The following is a 14,000-nucleotide window of genomic DNA, read 5'->3' as shown; positions in this document are numbered from 1 at the left end:
AATAAACCTGTGGGAGCTGGTTTACCAGCTCCCACAGTCGTTTTAGCCAGCGTTAAAGCCATCAGCGCGGAACATAGCGCGAATCCCACGCAGCGCCTGACGAATGCGATCCTGATTTTCAATCAGGGCAAAGCGCACATGGTCGTCACCGTATTCCCCAAAGCCTACCCCCGGTGAAACACAGACCTTGGCATCTGCCAGCAGCTTCTTGGCGAATTCCAGTGAGCCCAGGTGGGCGTAGTGTTCGGGAATCTTGGCCCAGATATACATCGAAGCTTTCGGGTTTTCGACCATCCAGCCCAGTTCGTGCAGCCCTTTGACGATCACGTTACGGCGCTGACGATACTGTTCGGCAATATCCTTCACACATTGCTGGTCACCCTCAAGTGCAGCAATTGCCGCCACTTGCAGCGGGGTAAAGGTGCCGTAGTCGTGGTAACTCTTGATTCGCGCCAGAGCATTGACCAGCTCAGGATTGCCCACCATAAAACCGATACGCCAGCCTGCCATGTTGTAGCTTTTGGACAGTGTGAAGAACTCCACGGCGATGTCCTTGGCGCCCGGTACTTGCATGATCGAAGGCGCTTTCCAGCCGTCATAGACGATATCGGCGTAGGCCAGATCGTGCACAACCAGCACATCATATTGCTTGGCCAGGGCCACCACGCGCTCGAAGAAATCCAGTTCGACACACTGCGCCGTCGGGTTGGACGGGAAGCCCAGGATCATCATTTTCGGTTTGGGGATGGAGCCGCGGATAGCTTTTTCCAGCTCGGCAAAAAAGTCCACGCCGGGGATCAGCGGTACCGAACGCACCTGGGCACCGGCAATCACGGCACCGTAGATATGAATCGGGTAGCTGGGGTTGGGCACCAGCACGGTGTCGCCCTGATCCAGGGTGGCAAGCATCAAGTGCGCCAGGCCTTCCTTGGAACCGATGGTGACAATGGCTTCGTGCTCGGGATCGATCTCAACGTTGTAACGGTCGGCATACCAGCGCGAAATGGCCCGGCGCAGGCGTGGAATTCCCCGCGAAGTCGAGTAGCCGTGAGTGTCTTCACGCTGCGCGACGGTGCAGAGTTTTTCGACGATGTGGGGAGGTGTCGGGCCGTCAGGGTTACCCATGCTGAAATCGATGATGTCTTCGCCACGGCGGCGGGCGGCCATCTTCAGCTCGGCAGTGATATTGAAAACGTAGGGGGGGAGTCGATCTATGCGCGCAAAGCGTCGCGGCGAACCTTGGTCTGCCATGTGTGCCTCTGATACGTAAGCGCCCGGAACCGTCCGAGCGACGTTGACCACTGCGGTGGTCTGGACGAAACAATACGGGCGCTGATGGCCTTTTGTCTAGGTGCTGTCAGCGTCTATTTTTCGCTGATCCGACCTGTATGTGGTTTTGTTCCTATACTCAGATGCTAGGTTTCCTACTTCCTCCATCGAGCATGCCCCATGGACCAACTAAAAAAGTTCGAGCTGTCAGCGCCGCGATTTGCCAAAGGCCAGTTTCAATTGATCGCGGGTTTGGGTGGCCGTTTCACTGAGGAGAGCGTTGATCGAATCCCGCTGTTATGGGAAAAATTCATTCCCGAAATCGGCAAAGTACCAAGCCAAATTGGCGATGAAACCTACGGTGTTTGTTGTAATCCTGATGGCGAGGGTGGTTTTGAATACATTGCTGGCGTGGCTATCAGCAAGCTTGATGATCTGCCTGAGCGGTATCGCTGGATTGAACTGCAGGAGCAGTCTTACGCGGTCTTTGAGCATCACGGGGCATTGGACACGCTTGGTCAGACCTTTCAGGCGATCTGGAAAGACTGGTTGCCAAATTCGGGCTACCAAGCCGCTGATGCGCCCGAGTTCGAGCGCTACAGCGCAGACTTCAATGCGGACACCGGTACGGGGCTGCTGGAAATCTGGCTGCCGATCAAAAAGCCTGCTTAGCTTGCCTGCAACTGCAGGGGCGGCATGGGGGCCAGCGACAGCACCAACCGTCGCTCACCACGATAGGCCTCGCCTTGCTCGACCCAGCCCTGGCTCAGATAAAAAGCCATGGCGCTGGTATTGAACGGGCTGACCGAGAGCATCAATTGGCGAATCTCGGGCCATATCTGTTCAATGGCCCTGGCCAGCTCGCGCAAACAGGCCTTGCCCAATCCCTGGCCCTGAGCACGGCTGTCGACCTGTAGTGCGTGCAAGGTGGCGCAGCCCGGCTCGGCCCAGTGGGCCAGAAGCGGCTCGCGCTTGAGAAGCAAAAATGCCACTGGCAACTCGTCGTTGAGCAGCACCAGCCCTTTGATGCCCGCCTGCGGCTGGACCGGCAACGAGTGCAGGGCAGACTCGATGGTGCCGCAAAAAGCAATCTGCTCAGGGCGAACTTCTATCTCGCGCAGTTGCTCGCGCTGGCGGGGTGTCAGGTCTTCATAAGCGCATAGGCGGGTGTTCATGTCGGGTTTCTGTCGAGGCGCAATAGGAGGCATCTGACAGGCAGTGTCAGTAGCCGCTGAACAGCGCGTCAGTTTCTACCCATCACGGTTCTAAATACAGATTTATTCGTGGGTCAGCGCCCGGTGCCGGACTTGCGGCGTAGAGAGGGCAGCAACATGCCGACGTTTTTTTGATAAACCCGGTACTTGTCTCCAAACAGCTCAACCAGATCTTTCTCTTCCAGTTGGGTGCCGATCAGAATGTAAAGGGTGCTTGTCAGTGCAAACACCAGGTGCCCGACACTCATCTCGGGCGTTACCCAGAAAGCGATCAGGAATCCCAGATACAACGGGTGACGCACGAGCTTGTAGAGCGCGGGGGTTCTGAATGCGTTGTTTACGGGTTTTGGTTGGCGCAGGGTGTCCAAGGGCTGTTTGACGCCAAACAATTCGAAGTGGCTGATCATGAAAGAGGCCAGCAGCACCAACCCCCATCCGAACCAGTACAGCGTGACAAGTAACCCCGCAAACAAGGGCGACTGTACACTCCAGACACTGATATCGATCGGCTGCCACAGCCAGCATATAAGCGCCAGCACCGCACTGGAGGCCAGGACATAAGTGGCTCGTTCAATAACTGGCGGTATGACATGACACCACCTGCGCTTGAAGCTTTTGCGCGCCATGATGCTGTGTTGCAGGGCAAATACGGTGATCAGCAGCACATCGACCACAAGCGCCCAGGGCCATGCCAGGCCTGGCCCCGAATCGATACTTTTCGGGACGGCGACATTCCCCAGAAAACCTATCAGATAAACAAATGTCAGTAGAAAAAACAGATAGCTGAACAGGCTATAGAGCAGCGCTGCGAGTTTTTCAGTACGGCTGGTTGAACGCGGTTTCAGCTCAATTTTGGTGTGCATGAACGACTCCTTTCGAACATGGCGAAATTTCAATTAAAACGTCTACAGCCAGTACCTTAGCCCCTATATGGCAAATGGCTAGCGTCGCGGCCGGGCGGTCATAAGATGTCGTCTCACATACCAGTCGAGGGCGTCAGAGCATCAGGGCAGCGCCATGCTGAAGGTGAAGACTGTGCCTTGGTCCTGGTCCGAGGTGACTTCCATATGGCCGCCGTGGGACAGGGCGATCTGGCTGGCAATATACAGCCCAAGGCCAAGTCCGGCCTGGGGAGTGTCGGTGGCCGGGCGTGAGTAGGGTTTGAACAAATGCGGCAGTTGTTCGGCCGGGATGGGCTCGCCCTGGTTGCAGATCCTCAGGGTGAATACCCCATTGAGTACCAGTGCCGAGATGTCAACGGGCCCGTCGGGGCAGCCATGGGTGATGGCATTGGTCAACAGGTTGGAGAGCAGTTGGGCCAGGCGGCCGCTGTCACAGCGGATGCCCTCAAGTGGCCCTATGTCTGAGCGGATGGAACGTTGCGCATGAACGTTTTGCAGTTCCGAGATGACATGGATGAAGACCTGGTCGAGATCGGGGCACTCGCGCAGCGTCAGCGGGATGCCGCTACCGAGCCGTCCGCGGGCAAAGTCCATAACGTCCTCAACCAGCTGCGAGGCACGGTTGCCGCAGCTCAGGATATGCTTGACCAGGACATCGGTGGAGGGGTCTGGGTGCACCCGTAGCAAGCGCTCTGCGGCTGTGGTGATGGCGAATAACGGGTTGCGCAGGTCATGGCCTATAACAGCGATAAATTGCTCGCGCAGCTCTGCGGTTTCACGCTCCTGCTCCAACGCGGTTTCTGTACGTTGCAGGTTTTCTTCGGCGTCAATTTGCAGCGACAGCAGGCGTGCGAATGACTCCATTGTGGACTGGATCGTACTGTTCCTGAGGCTTGCAGGCTCGGGGTCGAGTGCGCACAGGGTGCCGAAAAAACTACCGTCAGTGCGCCATACCGGAATCGTGATGTAGCTTTCGAAGCGATAAATCCGCGGCGTGTGATGGTGTTGGTACAGCGGATCGGCGCTGGCTTTATCAATGATGATCGGCAGGTGCGAGTTCATGCTTTCAAAGCACAGGGTGCTGACCAGGTCCAGCTCGCCACCGGACTGCAAACCGAAACCCAGCTTGTCGAGTACCGCGCAGGCGGTCCAGGTGGTCTGGGTGACACGGGCAACGGCAGCAAAGCGCATACCGGTCATTTCCGTAATCACCTGCAAGATTGCAGGTACGGCACTGATCCGGTTAATTGTCGCGATATCGTCAGCCGTGCCGTGCGTCATGGTAAAAGCTCGAGCTCAAAAAGATGATTCTAGCCAGAACACTTGAGCGCGGCACTTATTCCTAAGCAAGCGCTAAATAAAAAGGCCGCGCCACCCATGAAGAGTGGCGCAGCCTTTTATTCAAATCAACTTATGTGTCTTGTTTGTCTTGCAGCACTTCGCCGGTTTTTGCGTCGAGATCTACGTCCCATTTGATGCCTTTGGTATCGCGCAATTCAACTTCATACACCAGCTTGCCGTAGGAGTGATCAAGCTCGGTATCGAGAATGGTCGCGCCAGGGTGTTTGTCCAGTGCTGCTTGATTCAACTTTTCAAACGAGGTGATTTCACCCGATTTGATCAGGCCCGGGATATGGTCCGGGCGTACATCGGCCTGAGCAATACCGGCAGTCAGAGCCAGGGCAACAGTTGCAAATACCAGATTAAGTTTTTTCATGTTGAGTCCCTTTGGGTTGATCTGTTCAAGTGGGATCAGATTAACCGGCGCAACTTAACTCACCCTTAATTTTCGCCCCTTGCCGGCTTGCAGGTTTAAAAGCCATTTTTCTCCAGCAACTGATTGACGCTTTGTGGCACCGGGCGCTGGTAATACGTGAGCAACTCGCTGGCGCGGTTGGTGAAGATGCCGTCGACACCTGCGTCGATTGCCTTTTTGAAGTCAACGGGGGCATCGAGGGTGTAAACATGTACCAGCATGCCCCGGTCATGGGCGGCGCTGTTCATCCAGGGCTGGATCAGGTCGAAGTAGCTCTGGTCACCCCCGTGGGTCAAGGCTGCCGAAGGGCCTGTACCGATGGCACCGTTGGCCTTGGCAAAGTCGAGCCACTGGATGAATTCGGCTTTGTCCTTGGGTTGCTGTTTGGCGTAGTACGCGGCTTTATCCTTTTCGCCGGAGTCGGCGAAACTGACTGAGGTGTTGGGCTTCATGCCGCCTTCACCTACCCATAACAGCAGGATCTTCGGCGTGTCGGGCATTTCTTTTTGCAGCAGCTCAAGGCTGTTTTTGTCGAAGGTTTGCAACATGACCCGGCCTTTGCCCTGGCCGACCAGTGGTTTGCCTTCCGCCTCTGCCGAGGCAACGGGCTCAAGCCAGCCGCGTTCGCTCAACTTGTTTTTCAGATCGTGTTCAAGGCCCGGGAACTGCCTGGGCTCTTTGGTTTCGATGTAGAGGCCCGGTTTGTACTGTGGATTGCCCTGGGCGATATCGATAATTTCGTCCAGGGTCAGGATCGGCAGCCCGACATAGGACGGGCGCGCGCGATCCGGATAAGCCTGGTTGAACCAACTGCCGGCATCCAGGGTTTTAAGCTCGGCCAGGGTAAAGGCGCTGGCCGGGCTGTCCTTGCGTTGCGGAAACTTTTTGGCGACGTCAGTGGTGCGCAACAGGCTGTTGTCATGCAGCGCAAACAGAACGCCGTCCTTGCTACGTTGCAGGTCCATTTCCAGATAGTCAGCCCCCAGATCCCTGGCAAGGGTGTAGGCGGCAGCGGTTGATTCCGGAGCATCGAAGGACGCACCGCGATGGGCGATCACCGCCGGGCGCGGTATGCCGTGAGCGTTGGCCAGTTCCGCCTCGGTCGCATTGGATGCGCCAGCATTCTGTACGCCACCCAAGCCCAGGAGCAGGCTCAGCAGCAGGGCGTTTTTGCCAAAAGTGTCAGGCATTGGTTGAGTTCCTTTCAATCAGAAAAACAGAGGGTGTTTTTTAGCGGTTTTTCGTGAAGATGTGCAGTATTCTTGGCCACATCAACGTCCCCGGCAGAGGGGCAGGCAATCGAACTTGCGTGTAAACCACCGTCCCGGAGCCTTTCAGGCTCATCAGTGAGGTTTACCATGCGTATCACTTCGCAACTCATCTGTCAGGCCGCTGACCTACTTAGCGGCTTTGTTGGTTTCAATCGTAAGACAGGCCAGCACATTGTCCGTTTCAGTGAAGATTCATTTGGAATGGATGTCGCCGACGACAACATCACGCCCACCAGCGAATTTGTCTGGCAGGCCGATGGTGCTGGCACCATGACTCTCAAGCGCGAGTTGATTCAGTTGTTGCTGGATCAGAATATCGATGACCGCCTGAACATCACCGAGCCCTTGAGGGTGTATATGCAGCGCCAGGATGTGCCCGAGATCTCGGCCTTGCGTCGCTGCATCAGTTGAATAGCGCTGCCCGGGCCCTGTTTCTATACCGGATCATTGCTCAGCTGTGATTCAGCAAGGGTGTCTGCTGCGCCAACACTGATTTTGTTGCGCCCCGTATTCTTTGCGATATACAGCGCTTTGTCTGCCTCGTTCAGCCACGTGCTGGCCTGGAGGAGTTCGGGGCGGCAAGTGGCAAGCCCGATACTCAGGCTAACGCACAGGCCGGGCTCGTCGGCGTGTTGATAGTTGTCAATCACGTGGCGCAGCCGTTCCATGATTTCCCGGGCCTGGTCCAGGGTGCGATTGGGCAGGATGACGCAGAATTCATCACCGCCGTAGCGGCCTGCAAGGTCTTCAGTACGCAAATTGTCCTTGAGCTCCTTGCTGAGCTGGCGCAATACACTGTCGCCGACAATATGCCCGTAGGTGTCGTTGATCTGTTTGAAGTGATCGATATCAATCAGCGCCAGAGTCGCCGGAGAATTGCGCTCCAGACTTTGCTGGAAACTGAGTTGCAGCAGGTCTTTCCATGAGCCGTGATTAAGCAGCCCGGTCAGGCTATCGGTGCGGCTGAGGGTACTGAGGGTGCGTTTATGCTCGGCCAGGGTGATTGCCAGACCATAGCTGACCATGCCTACAGCAAAAGGGTAAAGAATCAGCACGGGTACGCAGGCATAGACCTGCAGGCTGGTGGTATGGGGTGTAAACGCAAAGCCGAACAGCAGCAACGCAACCAGGGCGCCTGCCAGCTGCGCCAGCGCTCCGCGAACCAGCAGTTTTGGCCCTCCGGCAGCCACGTTGTGCATGGTCATCATCGACACGATGATCACCGTAGGCAGCGGATTGAACTCGATAGCCGCCGCCCAAAACCCTCCGCACAGGGAATCAATCAAAATATTTCGACGTTCAGCCCGGTAGGGATAGGTTGCACGCGATGACAATTGATAGGCCAGGTGAGGCCATACGAACGCGTTTAGCAGCAGTAGTGGCCAAACCCATATGGATCTGTCGAGGGGGTAGAGGGCGGCCATTAGCCCGATACTGCCAAACCCTGAGCCAATCACTCGCGGCGCATAAATACGCTTGGCGAACGACAACCCTTTGCCTCTTTTATTGTCCATGTCTATCTGCGCAAGATGTGCGGGCGGAGTTTCTGGCAACTGCCGGGTACTGCATTATCGATTGTTGGCTGGTCGGTCAGCCTTGTCGAGAATACACCCCATCTGTTCCGAAAATTCTGAAACAGTTATGGGGACTAGATTAGCTTATTAAGTCGAGGGCAAGCTGCGGCGCAGAAGGATGCCAGTAGAATGTCGATCATCCTCTAACAGGCCTGTAAACAGAGTATTAATCACTTTTGACTGGAGCCTTCAAGCCATGGCACTCGACTCAAGCAGTGCAGAGGGGCCTAAGCCCGCTGAGCGTCATAAAGGTGCATTTCAAAATGCTGGCGTCAGGCCGCCTTCCAGTATCGGCAAAACCTTGGGCATTTTTTGGAGAATGATATTCCAAAAGCCTGCGAGCACTCGCCCTGCAGGTGTGATCCCGGTCAAACCGCTGACCCGTGAGCAATTGGACGAGGCTGCGGATTTCAGTGTGTACCGGTTGGGTCACTCGACTCTGCTGCTCAAGCTCAAGGGAAAGTACTGGTTGACCGACCCGGTCTATGCTGAGCGTGCATCGCCGTTCCAGTGGGCTGGCCCCAAGCGCTTCCATGCGCCGCCCATCAGCCTTGATGAGCTCCCGCCACTGGAAGCAGTGATTCTTTCCCACAATCATTACGATCACCTGGACCAAAAAACCGTATTGCAACTGGCCGCCAAAACACAGCAGTTTTTGGCGCCGCTGGGTGTGGGCGACTTGCTGGTCAAATGGGGAGTACCAGCCAGCAAGGTTCAGCAACTGGATTGGTGGCAGGGCACCCAACTTGCAGGTATCCGCTTTATCGCGACTCCTTCCCAGCACTTTTCAGGCCGCGGCCTGTTTGATCATAACCAGACGCTTTGGGCATCCTGGGTCATGATCATTGATGACGTGCGAATCTTCTTCAGTGGAGACTCAGGTTACTTCGACGGTTTCAAGCTGATCGGCGAGCAGTTTGGGCCATTTGATCTGACCCTGATGGAGACGGGTGCCTACAACACCGACTGGCCCGATGTGCATATGCAGCCCGAACACAGCCTGCAAGCGCACAACGACCTCAACGGGCGTTGGTTGTTACCTATTCACAACGGCACCTTTGATCTGGCTTTTCATGCCTGGTTCGAGCCGTTTGAGCGCATTGTGGCGTTGGCAGAGCAACGCAAAGTGCTGATTACAACGCCACAAATGGGTGAGGCTTTCAATCTGCTAACCCCTCACCGGGGCCGTGCCTGGTGGCTTGAGGTAGAAACCCCAGGGCAATAGGGCCGTATTTCACTCGATCAGAGCAAAATCTTCGCGCCCCATCGGGTCTGGTGTTGTGCCGCGAACATTTCCCCCGCGACCGGGGGTAAAGCCGGGAAAGAACACCAGGCCCTGCGCCTCAAGGCTATAGGCCAGGGCCAGCCGGGTTACGTCGCGAACGGGGGCTTGTGACTCGAAGCGTTCAATGGCCGAGACTGAAACCCCGGACTGCTCACTCAGGTACTCGCGATTCCAGCCCAGCATTTCGCGGGCCTGCGAGCAGTGCAGCGGGGTAAATTGATTGATGACGATACGTTCAAACGTACTGCGCGTGGCTGAATGAGGCATGGGTTTCTCCAGGGCTGAGTCAGTGCTTGAAAATGTACTGTGTTTTTATACAGCTATCTTGGTGCCGGAACAAACTCATTTTTTGATAAGTGCCGAGGGGCGAAATCTGTTGTCTGGCTGCATTTTTATGAGCTTTTGCGCGAAGAGCATGGGTCGAAAATTTCGATAGTGGGGTGGGTGTAATCTTTTCGCGGAAAACGGCCATGTTGCTCACGTCATCGCGGGGACACGGTTAGCAGAGCTTTCTTCGTGGCAATCAGAAACGTCCTAACTCTTTTATTTTAAATAAGCTTAAGACTGGTTCCCATATCAGGGATGTCCCAGTGCTTAGCCTGCACATTGACGCTATCAAAATATAATGCCCATAAAGTTTGCACACTTGTAACTGTTGTAGCAGCCATCACCTTCTACGAGGACACCCACGTTGTGTTCAGGGTGGGAGCCTTGCGGCGAAAATCAGTAATAAGTCAGTTGCAAAAGGTATCTGGGGTTTTCTCTGTAGCTGGGTGTGTGCGGTTAATGTAAAAGAGAACTTTTAAACAGTTTTTCAGTAGTCGGATGATGACTGTTTAAACGTTTACCCTTATCTGCAAGAACGGTATAAAAAAGATGATGGAAGCCATAGGTGAGCCCACCAACAGTATCAATCAACTCCTGTATTTGCTGTATGGCGGCAAAGAAGTTTATCGGCTTGAAGCAAAATTCAGTATTTTGTCGGCGTTGCGCTACAGAAAAGATCCGGCTGACTTTACGATCACACTGATGACTGATCAGCCTGAGGCATTTGATGGCTGGCCTGTGAGCGTGTTGCCTCTGAGCGTTGAGGTGCTGGACGCCTGGCAAGGGGCAGGCGGTTATTATCACCGGCGTAAGGCTTGCGCTATCCAGGCGGGCGTTGCGCTGTCTGGCAAAACCATTTTCGTTGATACCGATACGGTTTTTTTCAAAGACCCGGCCCAGTTGTTTAAACGGGTCTCTGACAATCATTTTTTGATGGATAAGTTTGAGTTGAGCTGGGCAGATGCTTCCCGGCGTCTGGGGTTTCGTAAACTGGTTACACAGCTCGACGCTGAAAATAAAGCCCCCGCACCGTGGTTGAAGCTGTTCAATAGCGGGGTTTGCGGGATGACCAAAACCAACGGTCATATTTTTGAAGGTGTAATTTGTTTGATTGATCAATGGGCTCATCATGGAGCAACACTTCTTACGATTGAGCAAATTGCTATATCGTTTATGCTGCATGGTCGAAAAGTGATTGCGGCCAATGACTGCATTAATCATTACTTCTCGGTGAAGCACTATCACCATGCAATGTACCGGGCTTTTTTTAATAAGCAGGGTGAGGGCTATCGTGAGGGTTTACCGCAAGCATCATTTGCCGTTCCTGACCGTCTTCCCAGGGTCTCACTGCGTCACCGTTTACAGCTGAGGTGGAAATTGAGGGGGCAATGCAGTACCTCTCGAAAAATTGCCAAACTCTATCTGCTGGGTAAGGCGGGTAGCCAATTACCCTATCTTGAGGCGTGTACGCCTCTTTGGTGGGCTGTAGCCGTTGAAGAACTGAGAAATCTGGAAGCTGCTGGAAAGTCTCACACGAAACTCGCCGCACTATGGCAGGCGGATTCCGGCTTTTTGAGTTTAATAAAGGGTAATTGAAAATTTCGATGCCAATAAAAAGGGCCAACATGGTTGGCCCTTTTTATTTACCCGGTGTGGCTTTAACCAACCCGGTGTATCAATCCCAGCTCAATGCACCGCCGGTTTGGTATTCGATGACCCGTGTTTCGAAGAAGTTTTTCTCTTTCTTCAAATCCATGATTTCGCTCATCCATGGGAACGGGTTAGTCGTGCCCGGGTATTCTTCTTTCAGGCCGATTTGCGACAGGCGGCGGTTGGCGATGAACTTGAGGTAGTCTTCCATCATCGCTGCGTTCATGCCCAATACGCCGCGTGGCATGGTGTCACGTGCGTATTCGATTTCCAGCTGGGTGCCTTGCAGAATCATCTGCGAAGCTTCTTCCTTCATTTCAGCGTCCCACAAGTGCGGGTTTTCGATTTTGATCTGGTTGATCACGTCGATGCCGAAGTTCAGGTGCATGGATTCGTCGCGCAGGATGTACTGGAACTGCTCGGCAACCCCGGTCATTTTGTTGCGACGACCCATCGACAGGATCTGCGTAAAGCCGCAGTAGAAGAAGATGCCTTCCAGAACGCAGTAGTAGGCGATCAGGTTGCGCAGCAGCTCTTTGTCGGTTTCGACAGTACCGGTTTCGAACTTCGGATCAGAGATCGAACGGGTGTATTTCAGGCCCCAGGTAGCTTTTTTAGCAACCGACGGGATCTCGTGGTACATGTTGAAGATCTCGCCTTCATCCATGGCCAGCGATTCGATGCAGTACTGGTAGGCGTGGGTATGGATCGCCTCTTCGAAAGCCTGGCGCAGGATGTACTGGCGGCACTCCGGGTTGGTGATCAGGCGGTATACGGCCAGTACCAGGTTGTTGGCAACCAGGGAGTCGGCAGTCGAGAAGAAGCCCAGGTTGCGCATCACGATGCGGCGCTCGTCGTCGGTCAGGCCTTCCGGGTTTTTCCAGAGGGCGATGTCGGCGGTCATGTTGACTTCTTGCGGCATCCAGTGGTTTGCGCAACCGTCCAGGTATTTCTGCCACGCCCAGTCGTACTTGAACGGTACCAGCTGGTTCAGGTCGGCGCGGCAGTTGATCATCATTTTTTCGTCAACCGCTACACGGGCGGAAGCGCCTTCGAGTTCGGCCAGACCTTCAGCAATGTCGAGGTTGTCCAGCGCGGCTTTGGCACGAATGATCGCGGCCGAGTCGGTAGCCGTGACTGCGCGGGCTTCCTGGGCAGCTACGCCGCCAGCGGCGTCGAGGCGGTCCATGTTGGCTTCGGTTGCGTGGCCTGCGTTGGCGCCTTTAACAGCGACTTCGCCTTCGTCTTCTTTGTCGAATTCGTCCCAGCTCAGCATGACGTGTCGTCTCCTGCGTGAGGGCCTGATAGCTGCGTGAAAACACTTATGGTTTGGTTTTTACGCGGCCATAGGCCACTTGGATCTAAGAAATGTTGCTTGCAGTAGCGTTGTGCTCACGCAAAAACATGAATGTGTACGTTGGCTTGTACCGCTGTCGTTCAGGGAAGGAGGTCGTGCCTGCACTTGCCCTGGGCCTTGAGGCCGTAGCAGCGTGGTTTTTTAGCCCGCGAAGGGGATATGCCAAGCCTTTTTGATGGCCGCAGTATAAGGCTTTTGCACAAGGTATTTCAGCCAGTTTTTTTGCTGGAGATGCGACGAAACGCCCTAAATTTGTCCAGGGCTTAAGCAAGGCTGCGGCTGGGCGAGGGTTTGCCGGGGCAGAAGTTTTTTTGTCATGGGTCTGGGCGACCAAATGACCTGTGGCATGAGCGGGAGGGAAGGGAGATTTGTTGCAAGGCAGACCACGCCCGGCAGCTACCGGGCGTCAGGTCGAAGCGGTGTTAGCTGAGACGATGGCCGTTGGTACGGTCATAGCCGTCTTCAGCAAAGCTGGCCGAGCGGGTGCTGTCATAGCCGTCTTCGGCAAAGCTGGCCGAGCGGGTGCTGTCATAGCCGTCTTCGGCAAAATTGGCCGAGCGGGTGCTGTTGTAGCCATCTTCAGTAAAAGTGGCGGCGTGGGTACGGTCATAACCGTCAGCGGCAAAAGCTGAGCTGGCCAGAACAGACAAACTGAAAGCCACTATCAAAGAACGTTTCATTAGATAATTCCCGGGCGATACATGCGCGGCGGGCAACGTTTCAAAGTTATATAAGCCAGGTTGAAAGTTGCAATTAAACACCGCGTTGGTTCGCGTGAATAAGTGAGTTGATTAACGCTGGAATAAATCGCAGGTTATTAATCAGCCGTTGGAGCAGCCGTTGCCCATGACACGGTATTCAAGGGTGTGCTGCTTGCCCTGCGAGTCTTCGTAGACCATCTGGGCTGGCACAACTTCGCAAACGCTGGGGATTTCGCTCATGGAAATCACTTTGGCGATGTCCAGTTCGGATGAGTAGGAATACTGTTCGACGGCAGGTTGCGGGTGCGCAGCTTGTGTGTTCACTTCCTCAGCCATGGCGGTCAGACACACACTGCTCAGGGCCAGAACTAACAACGCTTTCATTTCAGAGTTACCTGTTTTAGGTCGAGTGGGGTCACACAGCCCTTGTGAGGCTGTGCGTGAAACTGAGTATTGAAGAGCGACTTAACTTGCCTTCGTGGGGGCTGTAACTTGGGTTAATCGCGGTGCCTTGGTTGGCGAGATGAATTTTAGGCCTGTGCCGTGCGGGCATATAGAGGGAGTTTTGATAAAGACTGTTGACAGTTTCTGCAACAATCGTCGAAAACAGAGCTCATTTCTGACGTTTACAAGGCGCGTGACGAGCAGGAAATCGCTGTAAGTACTGTGCTTGAGCCTTGCGCAGAAAAACCAT

General features: G+C 54.6%; 15 protein-coding genes. 4 read left to right on the top strand and 11 right to left on the bottom strand.

What is annotated here, in order from left to right; genetic code table 11:
* Window positions 1-42 precede the first annotated feature (42 nt).
* Window positions 43-1,251, bottom strand: a complete 1,209-nt coding sequence (gene alaC / locus GHO42_RS03565) for an alanine transaminase (protein WP_095003256.1) — start codon at window positions 1,249-1,251, stop codon at window positions 43-45.
* 198 nt (window positions 1,252-1,449) lie between these two features.
* Between alaC and GHO42_RS03560 the strand changes: the two genes are divergently transcribed.
* Entirely contained in the window at window positions 1,450-1,941 is a 492-nt protein-coding gene (locus GHO42_RS03560; protein ID WP_095019698.1) for a GyrI-like domain-containing protein, read from the top strand.
* Here the strand turns inward: GHO42_RS03560 and GHO42_RS03555 are convergent.
* From GHO42_RS03555 to GHO42_RS03535, 5 genes are all read right to left on the bottom strand, one after another.
* Window positions 1,938-2,444 (bottom strand): N-acetyltransferase, encoded by a 507-nt coding sequence (locus GHO42_RS03555; protein ID WP_153327079.1) that lies wholly within the window; start codon window positions 2,442-2,444, stop codon window positions 1,938-1,940. The two genes, GHO42_RS03560 and GHO42_RS03555, sit on opposite strands and share 4 nt — an antisense overlap.
* A gap of 113 nt (window positions 2,445-2,557) precedes the next feature.
* Entirely contained in the window at window positions 2,558-3,346 is a 789-nt protein-coding gene (gene mddA, locus GHO42_RS03550) for a methanethiol S-methyltransferase (protein ID WP_095019700.1), read from the bottom strand.
* Window positions 3,347-3,487: 141 nt separating this feature from the next.
* Window positions 3,488-4,666, bottom strand: a complete 1,179-nt coding sequence (locus GHO42_RS03545) for a GAF domain-containing sensor histidine kinase (RefSeq protein ID WP_153327081.1) — start codon at window positions 4,664-4,666, stop codon at window positions 3,488-3,490.
* Window positions 4,667-4,796: 130 nt separating this feature from the next.
* On the bottom strand, window positions 4,797-5,102 hold the full coding sequence (locus tag GHO42_RS03540) for a PepSY domain-containing protein (RefSeq protein ID WP_095003251.1): 306 nt from the start codon (window positions 5,100-5,102) through the stop codon (window positions 4,797-4,799).
* A gap of 95 nt (window positions 5,103-5,197) precedes the next feature.
* Window positions 5,198-6,331 (bottom strand): glycerophosphodiester phosphodiesterase, encoded by a 1,134-nt coding sequence (locus tag GHO42_RS03535; protein WP_153327083.1) that lies wholly within the window; start codon window positions 6,329-6,331, stop codon window positions 5,198-5,200.
* Between the two features lie 168 nt (window positions 6,332-6,499).
* On the opposite strand from GHO42_RS03535, the gene GHO42_RS03530 reads away from it, so the two are divergent.
* Window positions 6,500-6,823, top strand: coding sequence for a DUF2025 family protein (locus GHO42_RS03530; protein ID WP_095003249.1), 324 nt, complete (start codon window positions 6,500-6,502; stop codon window positions 6,821-6,823).
* 23 nt (window positions 6,824-6,846) lie between these two features.
* On the opposite strand, the gene GHO42_RS03525 is transcribed toward GHO42_RS03530, so the two are convergent.
* Complete coding sequence (locus GHO42_RS03525; protein WP_095003248.1) at window positions 6,847-7,926, bottom strand: diguanylate cyclase; 1,080 nt, start codon at window positions 7,924-7,926, stop codon at window positions 6,847-6,849.
* A gap of 256 nt (window positions 7,927-8,182) precedes the next feature.
* On the opposite strand from GHO42_RS03525, the gene GHO42_RS03520 reads away from it, so the two are divergent.
* The gene (locus tag GHO42_RS03520; protein WP_095003247.1) at window positions 8,183-9,211 is read left to right on the top strand and encodes an MBL fold metallo-hydrolase; all 1,029 of its coding nucleotides are present in this window, start codon (window positions 8,183-8,185) and stop codon (window positions 9,209-9,211) included.
* Window positions 9,212-9,220: 9 nt separating this feature from the next.
* Here GHO42_RS03520 and GHO42_RS03515 read toward each other — a convergent pair whose 3' ends face one another.
* The gene (locus GHO42_RS03515) at window positions 9,221-9,538 is read right to left on the bottom strand and encodes a helix-turn-helix transcriptional regulator (RefSeq protein WP_095003246.1); all 318 of its coding nucleotides are present in this window, start codon (window positions 9,536-9,538) and stop codon (window positions 9,221-9,223) included.
* Between the two features lie 609 nt (window positions 9,539-10,147).
* Between GHO42_RS03515 and GHO42_RS03510 the strand changes: the two genes are divergently transcribed.
* A complete protein-coding gene (locus GHO42_RS03510) occupies window positions 10,148-11,194 on the top strand; it encodes a hypothetical protein (RefSeq protein WP_153327084.1) in 1,047 nt (348 codons plus the stop codon).
* A 79-nt stretch (window positions 11,195-11,273) separates the two neighbouring features.
* Here GHO42_RS03510 and GHO42_RS03505 read toward each other — a convergent pair whose 3' ends face one another.
* The 3 genes from GHO42_RS03505 to GHO42_RS03495 form a co-directional block, all read right to left on the bottom strand.
* Window positions 11,274-12,524, bottom strand: a complete 1,251-nt coding sequence (locus GHO42_RS03505) for a ribonucleotide-diphosphate reductase subunit beta (RefSeq protein ID WP_016782118.1) — start codon at window positions 12,522-12,524, stop codon at window positions 11,274-11,276.
* A 503-nt stretch (window positions 12,525-13,027) separates the two neighbouring features.
* Window positions 13,028-13,285: a heme utilization protein gene (locus GHO42_RS03500; RefSeq protein ID WP_095019707.1), complete on the bottom strand. Its 258-nt coding sequence runs from the start codon at window positions 13,283-13,285 to the stop codon at window positions 13,028-13,030.
* A 141-nt stretch (window positions 13,286-13,426) separates the two neighbouring features.
* Complete coding sequence (locus GHO42_RS03495) at window positions 13,427-13,690, bottom strand: DUF2790 domain-containing protein (protein ID WP_095003243.1); 264 nt, start codon at window positions 13,688-13,690, stop codon at window positions 13,427-13,429.
* Window positions 13,691-14,000 lie beyond the last annotated feature (310 nt).

This window comes from Pseudomonas sp. FSL R10-0056 (assembly GCF_009600105.1).
GTDB classification, from domain to species: domain Bacteria; phylum Pseudomonadota; class Gammaproteobacteria; order Pseudomonadales; family Pseudomonadaceae; genus Aquipseudomonas; species Aquipseudomonas bubulae.
The sequence above is the reverse complement of the archived record's forward strand: the minus strand, read 5'-3'. Positions and strand labels throughout refer to the sequence as shown.